The sequence below is a fragment of the Arthrobacter sp. Soil_C_60 genome (assembly GCF_057656375.1).
Window position 1 is genome coordinate 136,477 of record NZ_JBDGKM010000011.1, and the last position, 17,014, is coordinate 153,490.

At 66.2% G+C, this 17,014-nt stretch carries 14 protein-coding genes; 10 read left to right on the forward strand and 4 right to left on the reverse strand.

Annotated elements, in window-relative coordinates:
- Positions 1-2: 2 nt before the first annotated feature.
- Positions 3-731 carry a DUF3159 domain-containing protein gene (locus AC3A4M_RS19220; RefSeq protein ID WP_498737767.1) on the forward strand — a complete coding sequence of 243 codons (729 nt, stop codon included), beginning with the start codon at positions 3-5 and terminating at the stop codon, positions 729-731.
- Here the strand turns inward: AC3A4M_RS19220 and AC3A4M_RS19225 are convergent.
- Positions 672-1,370: a potassium channel family protein gene (locus AC3A4M_RS19225; protein WP_139003710.1), complete on the reverse strand. Its 699-nt coding sequence runs from the start codon at positions 1,368-1,370 to the stop codon at positions 672-674. The genes AC3A4M_RS19220 and AC3A4M_RS19225 overlap by 60 nt on opposite strands.
- Positions 1,367-2,041: a potassium channel family protein gene (locus AC3A4M_RS19230; protein WP_498731828.1), complete on the reverse strand. Its 675-nt coding sequence runs from the start codon at positions 2,039-2,041 to the stop codon at positions 1,367-1,369. The genes AC3A4M_RS19225 and AC3A4M_RS19230 overlap by 4 nt, the downstream gene beginning before the upstream one ends.
- Positions 2,042-2,182: 141 nt before the next feature.
- Between AC3A4M_RS19230 and AC3A4M_RS19235 the strand changes: the two genes are divergently transcribed.
- The 6 genes from AC3A4M_RS19235 (at position 2,183) to AC3A4M_RS19260 (ending at position 11,791) form a co-directional block, all read left to right on the forward strand.
- Complete coding sequence (locus AC3A4M_RS19235; RefSeq protein WP_498737770.1) at positions 2,183-4,156, forward strand: APC family permease; 1,974 nt, start codon at positions 2,183-2,185, stop codon at positions 4,154-4,156.
- Complete coding sequence (locus AC3A4M_RS19240) at positions 4,156-5,481, forward strand: class I SAM-dependent RNA methyltransferase (protein ID WP_498737772.1); 1,326 nt, start codon at positions 4,156-4,158, stop codon at positions 5,479-5,481. The genes AC3A4M_RS19235 and AC3A4M_RS19240 overlap by 1 nt, the downstream gene beginning before the upstream one ends.
- Before the next feature lie 251 nt (positions 5,482-5,732).
- Positions 5,733-8,522 (forward strand): aconitate hydratase AcnA, encoded by a 2,790-nt coding sequence (acnA, locus tag AC3A4M_RS19245; protein WP_498737774.1) that lies wholly within the window; start codon positions 5,733-5,735, stop codon positions 8,520-8,522.
- A 142-nt stretch (positions 8,523-8,664) separates the two neighbouring features.
- The gene (dxs, locus tag AC3A4M_RS19250) at positions 8,665-10,638 is read left to right on the forward strand and encodes a 1-deoxy-D-xylulose-5-phosphate synthase (RefSeq protein ID WP_498737776.1); all 1,974 of its coding nucleotides are present in this window, start codon (positions 8,665-8,667) and stop codon (positions 10,636-10,638) included.
- Positions 10,639-10,724: 86 nt separating this feature from the next.
- Entirely contained in the window at positions 10,725-11,234 is a 510-nt protein-coding gene (locus AC3A4M_RS19255; protein ID WP_498737823.1) for a DUF402 domain-containing protein, read from the forward strand.
- Positions 11,231-11,791, forward strand: a complete 561-nt coding sequence (locus tag AC3A4M_RS19260; RefSeq protein ID WP_498737778.1) for a hypothetical protein — start codon at positions 11,231-11,233, stop codon at positions 11,789-11,791. The genes AC3A4M_RS19255 and AC3A4M_RS19260 overlap by 4 nt, the downstream gene beginning before the upstream one ends.
- 15 nt (positions 11,792-11,806) lie before the next feature.
- Here AC3A4M_RS19260 and AC3A4M_RS19265 read toward each other — a convergent pair whose 3' ends face one another.
- Together AC3A4M_RS19265 and argG are read right to left on the reverse strand one after the other, a co-directional pair.
- Positions 11,807-12,391, reverse strand: coding sequence for a mismatch-specific DNA-glycosylase (locus AC3A4M_RS19265; RefSeq protein ID WP_498737780.1), 585 nt, complete (start codon positions 12,389-12,391; stop codon positions 11,807-11,809).
- A gap of 110 nt (positions 12,392-12,501) precedes the next feature.
- Complete coding sequence (gene argG / locus AC3A4M_RS19270; protein ID WP_498737782.1) at positions 12,502-13,929, reverse strand: argininosuccinate synthase; 1,428 nt, start codon at positions 13,927-13,929, stop codon at positions 12,502-12,504.
- Between the two features lie 157 nt (positions 13,930-14,086).
- On the opposite strand from argG, the gene AC3A4M_RS19275 reads away from it, so the two are divergent.
- The 3 genes from AC3A4M_RS19275 to AC3A4M_RS19285 all read left to right on the forward strand — a co-directional run bounded on the left by AC3A4M_RS19275 (position 14,087) and on the right by AC3A4M_RS19285 (position 17,009).
- On the forward strand, positions 14,087-15,061 hold the full coding sequence (locus tag AC3A4M_RS19275) for an aldo/keto reductase (RefSeq protein ID WP_498737784.1): 975 nt from the start codon (positions 14,087-14,089) through the stop codon (positions 15,059-15,061).
- A gap of 6 nt (positions 15,062-15,067) precedes the next feature.
- Positions 15,068-16,123, forward strand: a complete 1,056-nt coding sequence (locus AC3A4M_RS19280) for a nucleoside hydrolase (RefSeq protein WP_498737786.1) — start codon at positions 15,068-15,070, stop codon at positions 16,121-16,123.
- 88 nt (positions 16,124-16,211) lie between these two features.
- Positions 16,212-17,009: an ECF transporter S component gene (locus AC3A4M_RS19285; protein ID WP_498737788.1), complete on the forward strand. Its 798-nt coding sequence runs from the start codon at positions 16,212-16,214 to the stop codon at positions 17,007-17,009.
- The last annotated feature ends 5 nt before the right edge of the window (positions 17,010-17,014 follow it).

Genomic DNA, 17,014 nt, shown 5'->3' on the forward strand with positions numbered 1-17,014 from the left:
CCATGACTGAAAAACCCGAACCTCGCGATGAGCAGGAGAAATCCGTCAGCGAGCTCGCCGGTGCCTACGCGGCGCGGGCGGGAGTGGAGCGCCGCGAAGACGGCCAGATCGACGTGCTCAAATCCGTGGGCGGCGTCCGCGGTCTGACCGAAAGCATTCTGCCCGGCCTGGTTTTCCTCGTAGTCTTCACCGCTGTCCGCGATCTGGCACCGGCCCTGATCGGGGCGCTGGGCATCGCGGCAGTGTTTACCATCCTGCGGCTGATCCAGCGCGGCACCGTGGTCCAGGCGTTTTCGGGACTGATCGGCGTTGCCATCTGTGCCTTTGTCGCCAACACGACCGGCCGGGCCGAGACCTTCTACATTCCGGGCTTCTTCACCAACGCCGCCTACATTGTGGGCATGATCATTTCGATTGCGGTCAAATGGCCGTTGGCCGGACTGCTGTTCGGCTTCATCCGGGGCGAAGGGACAGACTGGCGGAAGGAACCGCGCCGCTTACGGGCCTACGTGCTGGCGACCTGGATTGTCATCGCCGTGCTGGCTCTGCGCCTGGCCGTCCAGGTGCCGCTGTACTTCATGGGCCCGGATGCCCTGATGGCGCTGGGTACCGCGCGGCTGGTCATGGGCGTGCCGCTGTACGCGCTCGGCCTCTGGCTGGCGTGGATGGTCTCACGCCCGGTCGGCGGCGCCGTCGTCGGCGGCACTGCTGCTCCGGGCAGTCAGCACTGACCGCAGCTGGTCCTCGGCGGCGATGGTCGTCACGAAGAACAGCTCGTCGCTGTCCTCGATAACGTCGTCCATGCTAGGCGTGATGGGCGCGTCATCGCGCAGAATGGCCACGACCGTGGCGTCCTGCGGCCAGTCGATGGAGCCCAGTGTCCTGCCGACCAGGGGCGAGTCGTGGGGCACGGTGAATTCGACCATGGAGGCCACGCCGGTCTGCAGCGTCAGCAGGCGGACCAGATCGCCGATTTCCACCGCCTCTTCCACCAGCGCGGTCATCAGGCGCGGCGTGTTGACGGCTACGTCCACGCCCCACGAGTCGTCAAACATCCAGTCGTTTTTGGGGTTGTTCACCCGGCCGACGGTCCGGGCGACACCGAATTCGCTCTTGGCGAGCAGCGAGACCACCAGGTTCACCTTGTCGTCGCCCGTGGCGGAAACCACCACGTCGGCTTCGTCCAGGTTGGCGTCGCGCAGCGTGGTGATTTCGCATGCGTCCCCTATCAACCAGCGGGCACCCTTGAGGCCGCTGCGGCCGATCGCTTCCGGCTTCTGGTCGATCAGCAGGATGTCGTGGTTGTTGGAGAGGAGCTCCCGTGCGATGGAGGAGCCGACGCTGCCTGCCCCTGCGATAACTACCTTCATTCGGACTCCTTAACCGGCGGCTTGGACAGGATGCCGGCGATCTCATGGGTGGCGGCCACGTTCATCATGGCGTGGACAATGTCGCCTTGCTGGTAACGGGTTTCGGGACCGGGCAGCATGCCCTCGCCGAACCGCGTCAGATACGCCACCCGGGCACCGGAAGCGGCTTCGATCTCCGCGAAGCCGTGCCCGACCCAGCCGTCGTGCAGGGACACCTCGCCGAGAATCAGTCGCCCGGAAGCTTCCCGATAGTCGCCCTTGATGCTTTGCTCGGGCAGGATCCGCCGCAGCACCTGGTCCGCGCTCCAGCGCACGGCGGCCACGGTGGGAATGCCCAGCCGCTGGTAGATTTCGGCCCGCCCAGGATCGTAGATACGGGCGACGACGTGGGGAACATGGAAGGTCTCGCGCGCTACCCGGGTGGCCAGGATGTTCGAGTTGTCGCCACTGGAGACCGCGGCGAAGGCATAGGCATTTTCGATATCCGCGTGGCGCAGGGTGTCGCGGTCGAAACCGACGCCGGTGATTTTGCGCCCCGAAAAGTCGCTGCGCAACCGGCGGAAGGCGCTGTCGTCCTGATCGATCACCGCCACGCTGTGCCCCGATTCATCCAGCGTATGCGCCAGTGTCACGCCAACGCGTCCGCACCCCATGATCACGAAATGCGCCACCGGATTCCCTTCCCTTGAAGCATGTTGTCCAGCAGCAAGCTTATCGGCAAGAGGGCCGCAACAGCGCGGTGGCGCCCGCGGCAGTAAGCTTTCATGCGTGATGACTGTGTCCGTACCTGTGCGTGCGTGGAACGGCGGAACATGCTGACCTCCCTTAACGCGCTCAAGCGCATCCTGGTGGGCAGGCCGTTCCGGACCGAACGTGCCAAATCTCAGCCGCTGCCGCAACGGCTGGCGCTGCCGGTGTTTTCAGCAAACGCGCTCTCCTCCGTGGCGTACTCTCCGGATGAGATCCTGCTGACCTTGGCGCTGGCGGGAGTGGCCGCCGTCGCGCTGTCGCCGCTGGTCGGCCTGGCGGTCATGGTGGTGCTGCTGGTCATCGTCGCTTCCTACCGCCAAAGCGTGCACGCGTACCCCTCCGGCGGGGACTACCAGATCGCCAGCGAGAACCTGGGCAAGAACGCCGGCATCACCGTCGGTTCAGCGCTCATGTTCGACTACGTGCTCACCGTGGCGGTCTCCATGTCCTCAGCCGCGCACTACGTCATCGCAGCGTTCCCCGCGCTCAGGGGATGGCAAACGACGGCGGCCGTTGCCGGCGTCGTAATTCTTGCTTTGCTGCACCTGCGCGGGCTGCGGCGCGGTGGTAGGTCGGTGGCCATCCCGACGTACGCCTTCGTGGGGCTGATCCTGCTGATGTGCCTGGTGGGCTTCATCCAGGACGTGACCGGCCAGCTCGAGCTGGCGCCCAGCGCCGGGCTGGACATTGTGCCGGACGCGGAGTTCCAGGCCGGGCTGACCGGCCTGGCCGGAGCGCTGCTGGTGCTGCGCGCGTTCTCTACCGGCGCGGCTGCGCTGACCGGTGTGGAAACCCCGGCGGGCAACGTCCAGGCGTTCCAGCCGCCGCGGGCCAGGAATGCTGCGACGGCGCTGCTGGTCCTCGGCGTCGCGGCCACGGTGATGACCATGGCGGTGCTGTATCTGGCCCGCGCCACCCGGGTCCACGTGGTCCAGGTTCCCGCCGAGCAGTTGCGGCTCAACGGCGGTCCGCTGCCGGCGGACTACCTGCAGACGCCCGTCATCAGCCAGCTCGCGGCGACCGTCTTCGACCGCGGCAATGTGCTGTTCTATCTGGTCCTGGCGGCCACCGGCCTGATCCTGGTCCTGGCCAGCCACTCTGCCTTCACCGCCTTCCCGTCGCTGGCCTCCATCCTGGCCACGGACGGTTTCCTGCCCCGGCAGCTGCGCACCCGCGGCGACCGGCTGAGCTACAGCAACGGCGTCATGGCGCTGGCCGGCGCCGCCCTGGTGCTGATCCTGATTTTCGAGGCCGATGTCACCGAACTCATCCAGCTGTACGTGGTGGGCGTGTTCGTCTCGTTCACCTTCAGCCAGCTCGGCATGATCAAGCACTTTTCCCGGCAGATCCGGTCCACGCCGCACAAACCAGTACGACGGCGGATGGCCCGCTCGCGCGTCATCAATCTCATCGGGTTCATCATGACCGCCACGGTGCTGGTGGTGGTGCTCGTGAGCAAATTTGTGTTCGGCGCGTGGATCGCAGTGGCAGGCATCCTCATCCTGGCGCTGATCATGTACAGCATCCACCGGCACTACGAGCAGGTGGCGCAGGAACTGGCCGTGGACGAGAACCAACCCGCCACCGCGCTCCCGTCCCGGGTCCACGCGGTGATACTGGTCTCGCACGTGCGGAAGCCGGTGCTGCGCGCGCTGGCCTTTGCCCGCGCCTCCCGCCCGTCGAAACTCGATGCGGTCATTGTGGACATCGACGAGGAAGAGACGAAAGCGACGCTGGCAGACTGGGAACGCTACAAGATTCCCGTGCCCATCACCGTCCTGGCGTCCCCGTACCGCGACACCACCGTCCCAATCATCGAGTACATCAAGAACATCCGGCGCGATTCACCCCGCGATCTGGTGGTCGTGTACATTCCGGAGTACGTCGTGGGCCGGTGGTGGGAGCAGCTAGTGCACAACCAGACCGCCCTGCGGATCAAAACCCGACTGCATTTCGAACCGGGAGTCATGGTTGCCAGCGTTCCCTGGCAGCTGGCTTCCTCCGATGCCGTCCGCAAATACCAGGAGTTTCCCTAATGGCGCAGGCCGCTGACCCCACTGACCCCGTTGAACTCGAACTGAGGATCGGCGCCCCGGCGCATGGCGGGCACTTTGTCGCCCGGTACGAGGGCCGCGTAGTCTTCGTCCGGCACGCGCTGCCCGGTGAACTCGTGCGCGTGCGGATTACCGACGGCGGTGCGGACTCCGGTTTCTGGCGCGCCGACACGGTCGAGGTGCTCGAGGCTTCGCCCCACCGCGTGACGCATCCCTGGGACCGCGCGGACGCTTTGCTGGCAGCCAAGCGCCACCGACCGGCGGTGGGCGGCGCCGAGTTCGGCCACATTGAGCTCGCCGAGCAGCGGCGGCTCAAAGCGGCGGTGTTCGAAGAGCAGCTGCAGCGGCTGGCCCGTGTCGAACGGCAGGTCGTTGTGGAAGCTGCGGATGAGAACGACGACGGCGGGCTGGGTTGGCGGACCCGGGCGGCTTTTGCCGTGGACAAGAGCGGGCATCTGGCCATGCACGCGCACCGCTCCGATGAGCTGGTTCCGGTAACCGAAATGCCGCTGGCGGTGGCTGCCATCAACGATCTGCGCCTGTGGGAAGCGGACCTGAACCAGGTGTCCCGCGTCGAGGTGGCGGCGCCAGCGAACGGTTCCGCGCCGCTGGTGCTGCTGGTACCCGAGCCCAACGCGTCGCCGCGGCGAATGGCGGCCGTGGCCGCCGCCATTGACCAATCCGCATCCGTTGCAGTCTGGGAGCCAGAGGAACGCAAACTCACCAGGCTGAAGGGCAGGACCTGGGTGGCCGAAACCTGCGGGAACCACCAGTACCGGGTGACCGGGGACGGCTTCTGGCAGATCCACCGCTCGGCACCCCAAGTACTGACGGAAGCAGTCATGGCAGGTGTGCGGCCGCAGCCGGGGGAGCGGGTGGCGGACCTGTACGCCGGCGCCGGCCTGTTTACGGCTCCTCTGGCGGAAGCCGTAGGCGTCACCGGTACGGTGCTTTCGGTCGAAGGGTCCCCGGGCACCAGCCGCGACGCCCGCAAGAACCTGCACGACGCGCCGCAGGTGTCCATTGTGCAGGGCAAGGTGGAGAAGGCACTGCGGTCGCAGGATGGAGTGGACGCCGTCGTCCTCGATCCGCCGCGCGCCGGTGCAGGCAGGACCGTGGTGCACCTGCTGCACGACCAGCGGCCGCGCGTGGTGGGCTACGTTTCCTGCGATCCGGCCTCCTTCGCCCGCGATCTGGGCTACTTCATGGCCCTTGGCTGGGAGCTCAAGACACTGAGGGTGTTTGATCTGTATCCGAACACGCACCATATGGAGTCCTTCGCGGAGCTGGTGCCGTCGCGGGCCTGAGCCGCGTTGGAAGTGCCTGTCATCACTGCGTCGCATTCCGGGCGGAGGGCTAGGATGGGAAAAGGATGTCCGGGGCCGCGCACGGCACTGCTGCCGATGCGGCCGGAACCGTGAAAGCCAATTCCGGCGAATGCAGACTGCTGGTTCCATCAGCATCTGCCACGATCAGCGGTGTGCGTGAATTAGGGAAGCCTAACTAGCGGGGGACTGCTGCCCGGACAAAGATAAAGTGTGGCGAGAGGAGTCCTGTTATGAGTAATGTGGACAGCTTCGGATCCAAAGGCGTACTAGACGTTGCCGGGTCCGAATATGAAATTTTCCGGCTGAATTCCGTCGAAGGCGCCGAGAGCCTTCCGTTCAGCCTCAAGGTCCTGTTGGAGAATCTGCTCCGGACCGAAGACGGCGCAAACATCACGGCGGACCACGTCCGCGCACTGGCCAACTGGGACCCGAACGCCCAGCCGGACACGGAAATCCAGTTCACCCCCGCCCGCGTCATTATGCAGGACTTCACCGGTGTTCCCTGTGTTGTTGACCTGGCGACCATGCGCGAGGCAGTCAAGGAACTCGGCGGCGACGCCTCCCGGGTCAACCCGCTTGCCCCGGCCGAGATGGTCATCGACCACTCAGTGCAGATCGATGCCTTCGGCAACGCCGGCGCCCTTGAGCGCAACATGGAGATCGAGTACCAGCGCAACGGCGAGCGTTACCAGTTCCTGCGCTGGGGCCAGACTGCGTTCGACGACTTCAAGGTTGTCCCCCCGGGAACGGGCATTGTCCACCAGGTCAATATCGAATACCTGGCGCGCACGGTCATGACCCGCGAAGTCGAGGGCAAGCTGCGCGCTTACCCCGACACCTGCGTCGGCACCGACTCCCACACCACCATGGTCAACGGCCTGGGCGTACTGGGCTGGGGCGTTGGCGGCATTGAAGCAGAGGCAGCCATGCTTGGCCAGCCCGTCTCGATGCTCATCCCGCGCGTGGTCGGCTTCAAGCTCAGCGGCTCCATCCCCGCGGGCGCAACGGCCACCGACGTCGTCCTGACCATCACCGAAATGCTGCGCAAGCACGGTGTTGTGGGCAAGTTCGTCGAATTCTACGGCGAAGGCGTCGCCGCAGTTCCGCTGGCCAACCGCGCCACCATCGGCAACATGAGCCCGGAATTCGGCTCGACTGCAGCCATGTTCCCGATCGACGACGTCACGCTGGACTACCTGCGCCTGACCGGACGTTCCGACGAGAACGTTGCCCTGGTCGAGGCCTACGCCAAGGAACAGGGCCTGTGGCATGACCCGTCCCGCGAGCTGAAGTTCTCGGAGTACCTGGAACTGGATCTGTCCACCGTGGTGCCGTCCATCGCCGGACCAAAGCGTCCGCAGGACCGCATTGAGCTCTCCGCATCGAAGGAACAGTTCCGTAAGGACCTGCACAACTACGTAGCGGCAGCCAACGAGGATGCGCTGGACGAGGCCCTCGAGGAATCCTTCCCCGCCTCGGACTCGCCCGCCATGACCTCCACCGTGCGCCACTCCGCGGCCGCCAATTCGAACGGGCGGCCGACCAAGCCGGTCACCGTCAAGATGGACGACGGCCGTGAGTTCGTGCTGGACCACGGAGCGGTGACCATTGCGTCCATCACCTCCTGCACCAACACGTCCAACCCCTCGGTCATGCTGGCCGCAGCCGTGCTGGCTCGCAACGCCGTCGACAAGGGTCTGACCTCCAAGCCGTGGGTGAAGACCTCCGTAGCGCCGGGTTCGAAGGTTGTCACCGACTACTACGAGAAGTCCGGCCTGGTCCCGTACCTGGAGAAGCTGGGCTTCTTCACGGTGGGCTACGGCTGCGCCACCTGCATCGGCAACTCCGGCCCGCTGGAAACCGAGATCTCCGACGCCATCCAGGGCCACGACCTGTCCGTCACGGCGGTCCTGTCCGGTAACCGCAACTTCGAAGGCCGGATCAACCCGGACGTGAAGATGAACTACCTGGCCTCGCCGCCGCTGGTCATTGCCTACGCCCTGGCCGGATCCATGGACTTCGACTTCGAGAATGATCCGCTGGGCCAGGACGAGGCCGGTAACGATGTCTTCCTGAAGGACATCTGGCCGAGCCCGACCGAAGTGCAGTCCATCATGGACACGTCCATCGACGAGGAGATGTTCGTCAAGGGCTACGCGGGTGTCTTTGAGGGCGACGACCGCTGGAAGGCGCTGGACACTCCCGCAGGCGACACTTTTGCCTGGGACCAGGACTCCACCTACGTGCGGAAGCCACCGTACTTCGAGGGCATGCAGGCCACTCCCGCACCGGTGCAGGACATTACCGGCGCGCGTGTCCTGGCCAAGCTCGGCGACTCGGTGACCACGGACCACATCTCCCCGGCCGGTTCCTTCAAGTCGGACAGCCCGGCGGGACGGTACCTGCTCGAGCACGGTGTGGAGCGCAAGGACTTCAACTCCTACGGCTCGCGCCGTGGCAACCACGAAGTCATGATCCGCGGTACGTTCGCCAACATCCGGCTGCGCAACCTGCTGCTGGACGGCGTCGAAGGCGGCTTCACCCGCGACTTCACGCAGACCGGCGGCCCGCAGGCCTACATCTACGACGCCGCGATGAACTACCAGGTCGCCGGCACCCCGCTGGTGGTCCTGGCCGGCAAGGAATACGGTTCGGGTTCGTCCCGCGACTGGGCAGCCAAGGGCACCGCGCTGCTGGGCGTCAAGGCTGTCATCGCCGAGAGCTTCGAGCGCATCCACCGCTCCAACCTCATTGGCATGGGCGTGCTGCCGCTGCAGTACGCCGCGGGCGAGAACGCTGCCTCGCTGGGACTCTCCGGTACGGAAACCTTTGCCTTCGAAGGTGTGACCGAGCTCAACAACGGTTCCACGCCGAAGACGGTGAAGGTTACCGCCACGGACGAGGACGGCAAGAGCATCAGCTTCGACGCCGTTGTGCGCATCGACACACCGGGCGAAGCGGACTACTACCGTAACGGCGGAATCCTGCAGTATGTACTGCGCCAGCTAACCGCAGCGTAACGGTTCAGGATCCACGGAAGGCTCCCGGACTCCGCCCCCAGGGCGGGCCGGGGGCCTTCTGCGCGTTATGGTTAAGTGTCGACCGCGGCCCGAAGCAGAGGCGTCTGGCGGGCAATGCTATTCATCAGTAAGGGAGGCTTCCATGGGTCTACTGGAGACAATCCGTAATCCGCAGGACCTCAGCAAACTCAGCACGAGGCAGCTGGAAAGCCTCGCTGGGGAAATCCGCCAGTTCCTCATCACGAACGTGGCCCAGACCGGCGGGCATCTCGGTCCCAACCTTGGGGTTGTCGAACTGACCCTGGGGATCCACCGGGTGTTCGATTCGCCGCGGGACAGCATTGTCTTCGATACCGGCCACCAGTCCTACGTGCACAAACTGGTCACCGGCCGGCAGGACTTCTCCACGCTGCGGCAGGAGGGCGGCCTGTCCGGCTACCCGGAGCGTTCCGAATCCGTGCACGACATCGTCGAGTCTTCCCACGCGTCGTCGTCGTTGTCCTGGGCCGACGGAATCTCCCGCGCCCGGAAGCTGAACGGCGAAGGTGAGCGCTACGTCGTCGCCATGGTCGGCGACGGCGCCCTGACCGGCGGCATGGCATGGGAAGCCGTGAACAATATCGCGGCCGACAAGGACCGCCGCGTTGTCATCGTCGTCAACGACAATGGCCGCTCCTACGCGCCCACGATCGGCGGTCTGGCAGACCAGCTGGCCGCACTGCGCTCCACCATCGACAAGGTCCGTACGCACAAGGCGTACGAAGGCACGCTGGACTGGTGGAAGGACCGGCTGGAGAACGGCGGCGTGTTCTCCCAGCTGGCCTACAAGAGCCTGCACGCCGCGAAGAAGGGCATCAAGGACTGGTGGGCGCCGCAGGGACTTTTCGAAGACCTGGGCATGAAGTACATCGGGCCCATCGACGGCCATGACATGGCTGCGGTCGAGGAGGCGCTGACGCAGGCCCGCAAGTACGCCGGCCCGGTCATTGTCCACGCGATGACCGAGAAAGGCCGCGGCTACGCTCCGGCGCGGGCCCATGAAGCCGACCAGTTCCACGCCGTCGGCGTAATCGATCCGGAGACCGGTGAGCCCGTTGACGCCGGGGGAGTGCAGTCCTGGACCTCGGTCTTCGCCAACGAAATCGCCGATATCGCCGATGAGCGCCAGGACATCGTCGGCATTACCGGCGCCATGCTGATCCCGGTGGGCCTGCACAAGTTTGCCGCGAACCACCCGGACCGGGTCATCGACGTCGGTATTGCCGAGCAGCACGCACTCACGAGCGCCGCGGGCATGGCCTACGGCGGGCTGCATCCGGTGGTTGCGCTCTATGCCACCTTCCTGAACCGGGCGTTCGACCAGTTGCTGATGGACGTTGCCCTGCACAAGGCCGGCGTCACCGTGGTCCTGGACCGGGCCGGTGTGACCGGCCCGGACGGCCCGAGCCATCACGGCATGTGGGACATGGCCATGCTCCAGATCGTACCCGGGCTGCATCTGGCGGCGCCGCGCGATGCCTCCCGGTTGAAGGAAGAGCTGCGGGAGGCGGTCGCCGTCCATGACGCGCCCACCGTCATCCGCTTCTCCAAAGGCTCGGTCGGCTCGGAGGTCGAAGCCATCGAGCGGCTCAAGGACGGCGTCGACGTGCTCGCCCGCCGCCCGTCCGGCTCCACCGAAAACGACGTGCTCATCGTCAGCATCGGCGCCATGAGCGAACTCGCGCTGGAAGTCTCCAACCGGCTCGGCGCCCAGGGCATCAGCTCTACTGTGGTGGATCCGCGCTGGGTGCTGCCCGTGGCCCGGTCCATCATTGCGATGGCAGCGCAGCACCGGATCGTGATTGTGATCGAAGACGGCGTCCGTGCCGGCGGGGTTGGGTCCCGGATCCGGCAGGAAATGCGGGCCGAGGGCGTGGACACCGCCCTGAACGAGGTAGGTCTGCCGGTGGAGTTCCTGTCCCACGGAACACGGTCCCAGGTGATGGAACGCGTCGGCCTGACCGCGCGTCAGGTTACCCACGACGTCGTTGCCCAGGTCCTCGGAACCAAAGTGCCTTTCGCCCGGCCGCTGCCCGGCCAGGAAATGCCAACGGGCCAGATTCCCAAGATCCAGTGAGCGCGCCGGACCCCGCTTCGCCGGGCGCTGCCGCCGCGTCCCCATGCCGCGGCCCGGAACGTATCGGACCAGGCGAGCTGGTCGTGATGCGGAACAGGAAGTGGAACGGCGAACCCCACTGGGTGGTGCCGGGAGACTATCTGGGCGAGGATCGCTTCGGGCACTGGATCTCCCAGCCCACCGGCTCCTTCGTGGCAAAACCTGCCGTTGCCTTTTACGCTGCCTCCGACGCGTTGGTGATGATCCCCCACGATGGGCACCATGTGGTCACGTTCTTCGATGAACTCCACCCGAAAAAGGTGGAGATCTACGTCGACATCGTGTCGGACATCCGGTGGCAGCAGCTGGCTGCCGGCATCGGGTACGAGGTCACGCTGATCGACATGGATCTGGATGTCATCCGTACCTTCGACGAGCGCGGAACCTGGATCGACGACGAAGACGAGTTCGCGGAGCACCAGGTCGCCATGAATTACCCCGCCTGGGCCATCTCTGCGACCCAGGCGGAATGCAACAGAATCTATTCGGCGGTTAGAGACCGCTTACCGCCCTTTGACGGCACTGCCGACGACTGGTTTAGAAAGGCCCGCCCATGAGCTTTCTCCGACTGTACAAGCACGATGACAAAGGAGTCCTGCAGTTCCGCGAGGCCTGGTACGACGAGGACTTCGGCCAGTTCGTGGTCAATCACGGCACGGTGGGGCACCAGAGCATCACCCGGGAAACGAACGGCGTCGCCGAGGATGCTGCCGCGGCCCTGCTGGAGGCGTTCGCAGGCCAGTGCGCGGAGGACGGCTTTGCGGAGATCGCCAGGGAGGACCAGTTCTGGGTGATCGCGCAGTATGCGCTCAAGACCAGCACGGGCACCGAACGGGACCAGTACCTGGAAGACAAAGCCACGCGGACGATCACCGAATTCTTCGCCTGGCGTGGGTTGGGGGTGGTGGACCGGTCCGCGTTCTCACCGGGAAAATTGAACATCTTCACGCTGGCACCGGACGCGGGCAAAGCGGTCGCCGGCCTGAAAACGTGCCTGCGCGAAGCGAAGCTGGACTTCACCAAGCTCAGCATCGGCGTGGCACCCTACGGTGATCCCCGTGCCGCTAAGCAAAAGCATCCGCTGCCTGCCAAAGCACCGTTCAGCCTGGACTGAGCCCGTTCCGGCGCTTTACCGCTGCACGTTCTCGGCCAGTACCAGGCCGGCGGCCAGCGCCGGCTGGCGGTACGCGGCGGCGAGCATGGCCACGGTCTGGTGGGCGTTCAGTCCACTGGGGTTAGGCACCGCCCACAGCTCGGCCCCGCCGATCGTCTCTGGCTGGCGACCGAGTTGTGCCTTGGGACGTCCGAAGCCGACACGGTAGGCAGTAATCCCGGCCACCGCCACTACACGTGGACCTAGCACGGCGACTTTGTCAGCGAGCCGAAGCGCTCCCTCTTGCAGCTCTTCCCTGTCCAGCTCGTCGGCCCGGGCAGAAGCCCGGGACACAACGTTGGTGATCCCGACACCACGTGCAATGAGGTGGCTGCGGTCGTCCTCCGTCATTCCTTCGCCGGCGCGGATGAGGCGGTCCGTGATGCCGGCGGCCGCCAGTGCCGGATAGAAACGGTTGCCGGGGCGCGCGAAGTGCGTTCCGGTCGCGGCCGACCACAGGCCCGGATTGATGCCGACGAAAAGCAGTCGCAGACCCGGACCCAGGAGGTCGGCAACCTCGGCATTTTGGTAGCCGAGCAGTTCAGAACGTGTGAAAACCACAGCTCAACTCTTCCACGGCGGTCCAGTGCGGCAAAGCCAAAAGCCCGGCGCTCCGTCGTAGAGACGGTGCGCCGGGCTTTTGGGCCACCCGCAGGGGCGGGACGGACGTGTCAGTCGGTACCGGCGTCGAACGCTGCGCGGTCCAGCGCCTCGTCGGCGGCACGGCCGGCGTCGTCGAGCTCGGCGGTATCGGCGATCTCATCGGCGCCGCCAGCCTCCAGTGCGCCAACCAGTTCGGCGGTCGGGCCGCCCACCAGACCCTGGGCAGCGTACTGCTCCAGCCGCGAGCGGGAATCGGCAATGTCCAGGTTGCGCATGGTCAGCTGGCCGATCCGGTCCAGCGGACCGAAGGCGGCGTCGCCCACGCGCTCCATCGAAAGCTTGTCCGGGTGGTAGCTCAGCGACGGGCCGCTGGTGTCGAGGATGGTGTAGTCCTCGCCGCGACGCAGGCGGAGGGTGACCTCGCCGGTAACGGCCGAGCCGACCCACTTCTGCAGCGACTCGCGCAGCATCAGGGCCTGCGGGTCCAGCCAGCGGCCTTCATACATCAGGCGGCCCAGCCGGCGGCCCTGGGCGTGGTAGCTGGCCACGGTGTCCTCGTTGTGGATGGCGTTGAGCAGCCGCTCGTAGGCGATGTGCAGCAGCGCCATGGCCGGTGCTTCGTAGATGCCGCGGGACTTGGCCTCGATGATGCGGTTCTCGATCTGGTCGGACATGCCCAGGCCGTGGCGGCCGCCGATCGCATTAGCTTCGTTGACCAGGGCCACGGCGTCGGTGTATTCGGTGCCGTTGATGGCGACCGGACGGCCCGCCTCGAACCGGATGGTGACATCCTCGGTGGCAATCTCCACGTCGTCGCGCCAGAACGCCACGCCCATAATCGGCTGCACCGCTTCAAGGCTGGTGTCCAGGTGCTCCAGGGTCTTGGCCTCATGGGTGGCGCCCCAGATGTTCGCGTCCGTGCTGTAAGCCTTTTCGGCCGAGTCGCGGTAGGGGAAGTTGTGCGCGGTCAGCCACTCGGACATTTCCTGGCGCCCGCCCAGTTCCGAGACGAACCGCGGGTCCAGCCAAGGCTTGTAGATGCGCAGCCGCGGGTGGGCCAGCAGGCCGTAGCGGTAGAAGCGCTCGATGTCGTTGCCCTTGTAGGTGGAGCCGTCGCCCCAGATGTCCACGCCGTCCTCGCGCATGGCGCGTACCAGCAGGGTGCCGGTGACGGCGCGGCCGAGCGGCGTGGTGTTGAAGTACGCGCGGCCGGCGCTGCGGATGTGGAAAGCGCCGCACGCCAGCGCGGCCAGGCCTTCCTCCACCAGGGCGGGCTTGCAATCGATCAGCCGGGAGAGCTCGGCACCGTATTCGGTGGCGCGTCCGGGAACCGCGTCAATGTCCGGTTCGTCGTACTGGCCGAGATCGGCAGTGTAGGTGTAGGGAACAGCGCCGCCGTCGCGCATCCAGGCAACGGCAACGGAGGTGTCGAGTCCGCCTGAAAAAGCGATGCCGACACGTTCGCCGACGGGAAGGGAAGTCAAAACTTTAGCCATGACTTCGATGGTATGTGCAGTGACCCCCAAAGACAGAAGCGACCGCGCCGCTGACGCCTACGTGACGTGCGGGAAATCACCGGCCCACCGCGGCCGCAAAGCCTTCCCGGGTAGGATTCGAGACGGGCCACACAAGCCAAGCGAAAAGGATGTAGTAATGGAATACCGCCGACTGGGCGCTTCAGGACTGACCGTCTCGGCAGTAGGACTCGGCTGCAACAATTTGGGCCGCAGCGGAACCCCCACCCAGACGCAGGACGGATCCACCGCCGTCGTCAATGCAGCGGTCGACGCCGGCGTCACGCTTTTCGACGTCGCAGACACCTATGGGAAGACGGCCGGCCTGAGCGAGGAATTCCTGGGCAAGGCGCTGGGGCGGAAGCGCGAGGATGTCATTGTCGCCACGAAGTTCGGAATGGACACCCACGGAGCCAACGGAAACGATTTCAACGCCCGCGGCTCGCGGCGGTACATCGTCAAGGCCGCCGAGGCGTCGCTGCGCAGGCTGGGCACCGAGTGGATCGATCTCTACCAGTTCCACACGCCTGACGCGCTGACGCCGATCGAGGAGACCCTCGCCGCGCTGGACGACCTGGTCAGCAGCGGCAAGGTCCGCTACATCGGGCATTCGAACCGGGCCGGCTGGCAGATCGCGGAGGCCGAGTTCACGGCACGGATGCGCGGTTTCACCCGGTTCATCTCCTCGCAGAACCATTACAACCTGCTGGACCGCCGGGCCGAACTGGAAGTCCTTCCCGCGGCGCAGGCCTACGGGCTGGGCGTCCTGCCGTACTTCCCGCTGGCCAACGGGCTGCTGACCGGCAAATACAAGGACGGCAAGGCACCGGAAGGCAGCCGACTGACCCACTCCCGCACCAACCTGCTGAAGGACGCGGACTGGGAACAGCTCGGCGCGTTTTCCCGCTTCGCCGCCGACCGCGGCCTCCCGGAAATCCAGGTGGCCTTCTCCTGGCTGGCGGCCCAGCCGGCCGTCGCATCGGTCATCGCGGGCGCCACCAAGCCCGAACAGATCCGGCAAAACGCTGAAGCCGCTTCCTGGCAGCCGACGGATGGTGACCTGGCCGAATTGGACGGGATCTTCCCCGCCGCGCCCAAAGTCGCCCTCTTCTAGCCCGCCATGACTGAATCGGGAGCGGCGGTCCGGCTGCTGGTGGACAACGACACCGGCATCGACGACGCCCTGGCCCTGGTCTATCTGCTCAGCTTGTCCCAGGTTGAGATTGAGGTCCTCACCAGCACGCCGGGCAACGTCGCCGTTGAGCAGGTGGCCCGGAACAATCTGGCTCTGCTGGAACTGTGCGGAAGGACCGGCGTGGAGGTCGCCGTCGGAGCGACCGCGCCGCTGGAGATCCCCTTGACGACGACGCCGGAAACGCACGGGCCGCAAGGCATCGGTTACGCCGAGCTGCCGGCACCGGTGGGCGGCGTTTCGCCGCATGATGCCGTTGACCTCTGGGTGGAGGCCGCGCGGCAACACCCGGGGGAGCTGACCGCCCTGCTGACCGCCCCGCTGACAAACTTCGCGCTGGCCCTGCGGAAAGAGCCCCGGCTGCCCAAGCTGCTCAAACGCGTGGTCATCATGGGCGGCAGTTACTACTACCAGGGCAACACCACGCCGACGGCGGAGTGGAACACGCACGTGGACCCGCACGCCGCCGCCGAGGTCTTCGCGGCGTTCGAGGGCGAGCCCGAAGACCGGCTGCCGATTGTGTGCGCGCTGGAGATGACCGAACGCATCGAGCTGCGCCCCGAACATGTGGCGGAACTGGGGCGGCTAGCCGGCAGCGCCGAGGGCGAACTGGTGCTGCCCGAAGATCGGGAAGGCCAGCGCAGCACGGCCGCGAATCCGTTGCTGCGCTGCCTCTCCGACGCCCTGCGGTTCTACTTCGAGTTCCACCGCCACTACGACCAGGGCTACCTGGCGCATGTGCACGATGTCTTTGCCGCCGCCATCGCGGCCGGTACGGTCGACTACCGGACACGCCCGGCCACCGTGCACGTGGAGACGGGATCTGGTCTGCTGGCCGGGACGACTGTCGCGGACTACCGCGGACTCTGGGGCAGGAAGCCCAACGCCCGGATTGTTTCGTGGAACGATCCGGAGGCTACTTTCCGGGAGGTGCTCGGCTCCATTGGGGCGCTGGCCCGGCGGCTGGATCCAGCCGGTGGGTAGTTGCCCGCTGGATTCGCTAGAATGGATGACCGGACCGAGGTGACATAGGCCCAATCCCATCAGTTTTTTCCAGCACTGAGGAATCTCTATGTCCACGTCCCTGACGCTGCCCTCGAACGCCGGCAGCACATCGCTGCGCTCCCGAATCCTGCCGCTTGTCGGCGCGGCCGTTATCGCCGCCACTTACCTGATGCTGGTCCTGCTCCAGCCTGTGGAAGCGGCCGCCGGCCTGTCCAGCTGGCCCGCCGTCACCGCCTTCGCCGGCTATCTTGCCGGTGCCATCCTGCTGCTGGTCGGCGTCCTGCCGCAGCTGCCGCCCTCGGCGGTGGCCATCATTCCGGTAGGCCTGGCCCTGAACATTGTGCTGGGCCAATTCGTGGGCAGCACGCTGGTGCCGCTCTACCTGGATTCCATCGGCACCGTCCTGGTGGGTCTGCTGGCCGGCCGGTCCGCCGGCGCCGCCACCGGTGTGCTGGGGTCGCTCGTCTGGTCCCTCTTTAACCCCACGGTGCTGCCCTTCGCCGCTGGCGCCGCGGCCATCGGCTACCTCGCCGGGACCGCCAGCCGGCTCGGTGTGCTGCGGCGCGTCTACTGGGCACCGGTGGCCGGTTTCCTGACCGGGGTCGTGGCAGCGGTACTGTCCGCGCCCGTGGCCGCCTTCGTCTACGGCGGCACCTCCGGCGCCGCGACCGGCGCCATCGTAGCCATGTTCCGCGCCATGGGCGACGGACTCCTGGCTTCCATCACCAAACAGGCACTGATTTCCGATCCGGCAGACAAGGCACTGGCATTCCTCGTGGCGGCGCTGCTAGTGGCGGCCCTGCCACGACGGATCCGCCTGCAGTTCCCGCAGGTGCGGCGTCAGGCGTCCCGGCCCGGCGAATAGCGCCG

Bases quoted from the DNA above. Each gene is read 5' to 3' on its own strand.
- AC3A4M_RS19220 (WP_498737767.1), top strand. From the start codon at position 3: ATGACTGAAAAACCCGAACCTCGCGATGAGCAGGAGAAATCCGTCAGC.
- AC3A4M_RS19225 (WP_139003710.1), bottom strand. From the start codon at position 1,370: ATGAAGGTAGTTATCGCAGGGGCAGGCAGCGTCGGCTCCTCCATCGCA.
- AC3A4M_RS19235 (WP_498737770.1), top strand. From the start codon at position 2,183: ATGCTGACCTCCCTTAACGCGCTCAAGCGCATCCTGGTGGGCAGGCCG.
- AC3A4M_RS19240 (WP_498737772.1), top strand. From the start codon at position 4,156: ATGGCGCAGGCCGCTGACCCCACTGACCCCGTTGAACTCGAACTGAGG.
- acnA (WP_498737774.1), top strand. From the start codon at position 5,733: ATGAGTAATGTGGACAGCTTCGGATCCAAAGGCGTACTAGACGTTGCC.
- dxs (WP_498737776.1), top strand. From the start codon at position 8,665: ATGGGTCTACTGGAGACAATCCGTAATCCGCAGGACCTCAGCAAACTC.
- AC3A4M_RS19255 (WP_498737823.1), top strand. From the start codon at position 10,725: ATGCGGAACAGGAAGTGGAACGGCGAACCCCACTGGGTGGTGCCGGGA.
- AC3A4M_RS19260 (WP_498737778.1), top strand. From the start codon at position 11,231: ATGAGCTTTCTCCGACTGTACAAGCACGATGACAAAGGAGTCCTGCAG.
- argG (WP_498737782.1), bottom strand. From the start codon at position 13,929: ATGGCTAAAGTTTTGACTTCCCTTCCCGTCGGCGAACGTGTCGGCATC.
- AC3A4M_RS19275 (WP_498737784.1), top strand. From the start codon at position 14,087: ATGGAATACCGCCGACTGGGCGCTTCAGGACTGACCGTCTCGGCAGTA.
- AC3A4M_RS19280 (WP_498737786.1), top strand. From the start codon at position 15,068: ATGACTGAATCGGGAGCGGCGGTCCGGCTGCTGGTGGACAACGACACC.
- AC3A4M_RS19285 (WP_498737788.1), top strand. From the start codon at position 16,212: ATGTCCACGTCCCTGACGCTGCCCTCGAACGCCGGCAGCACATCGCTG.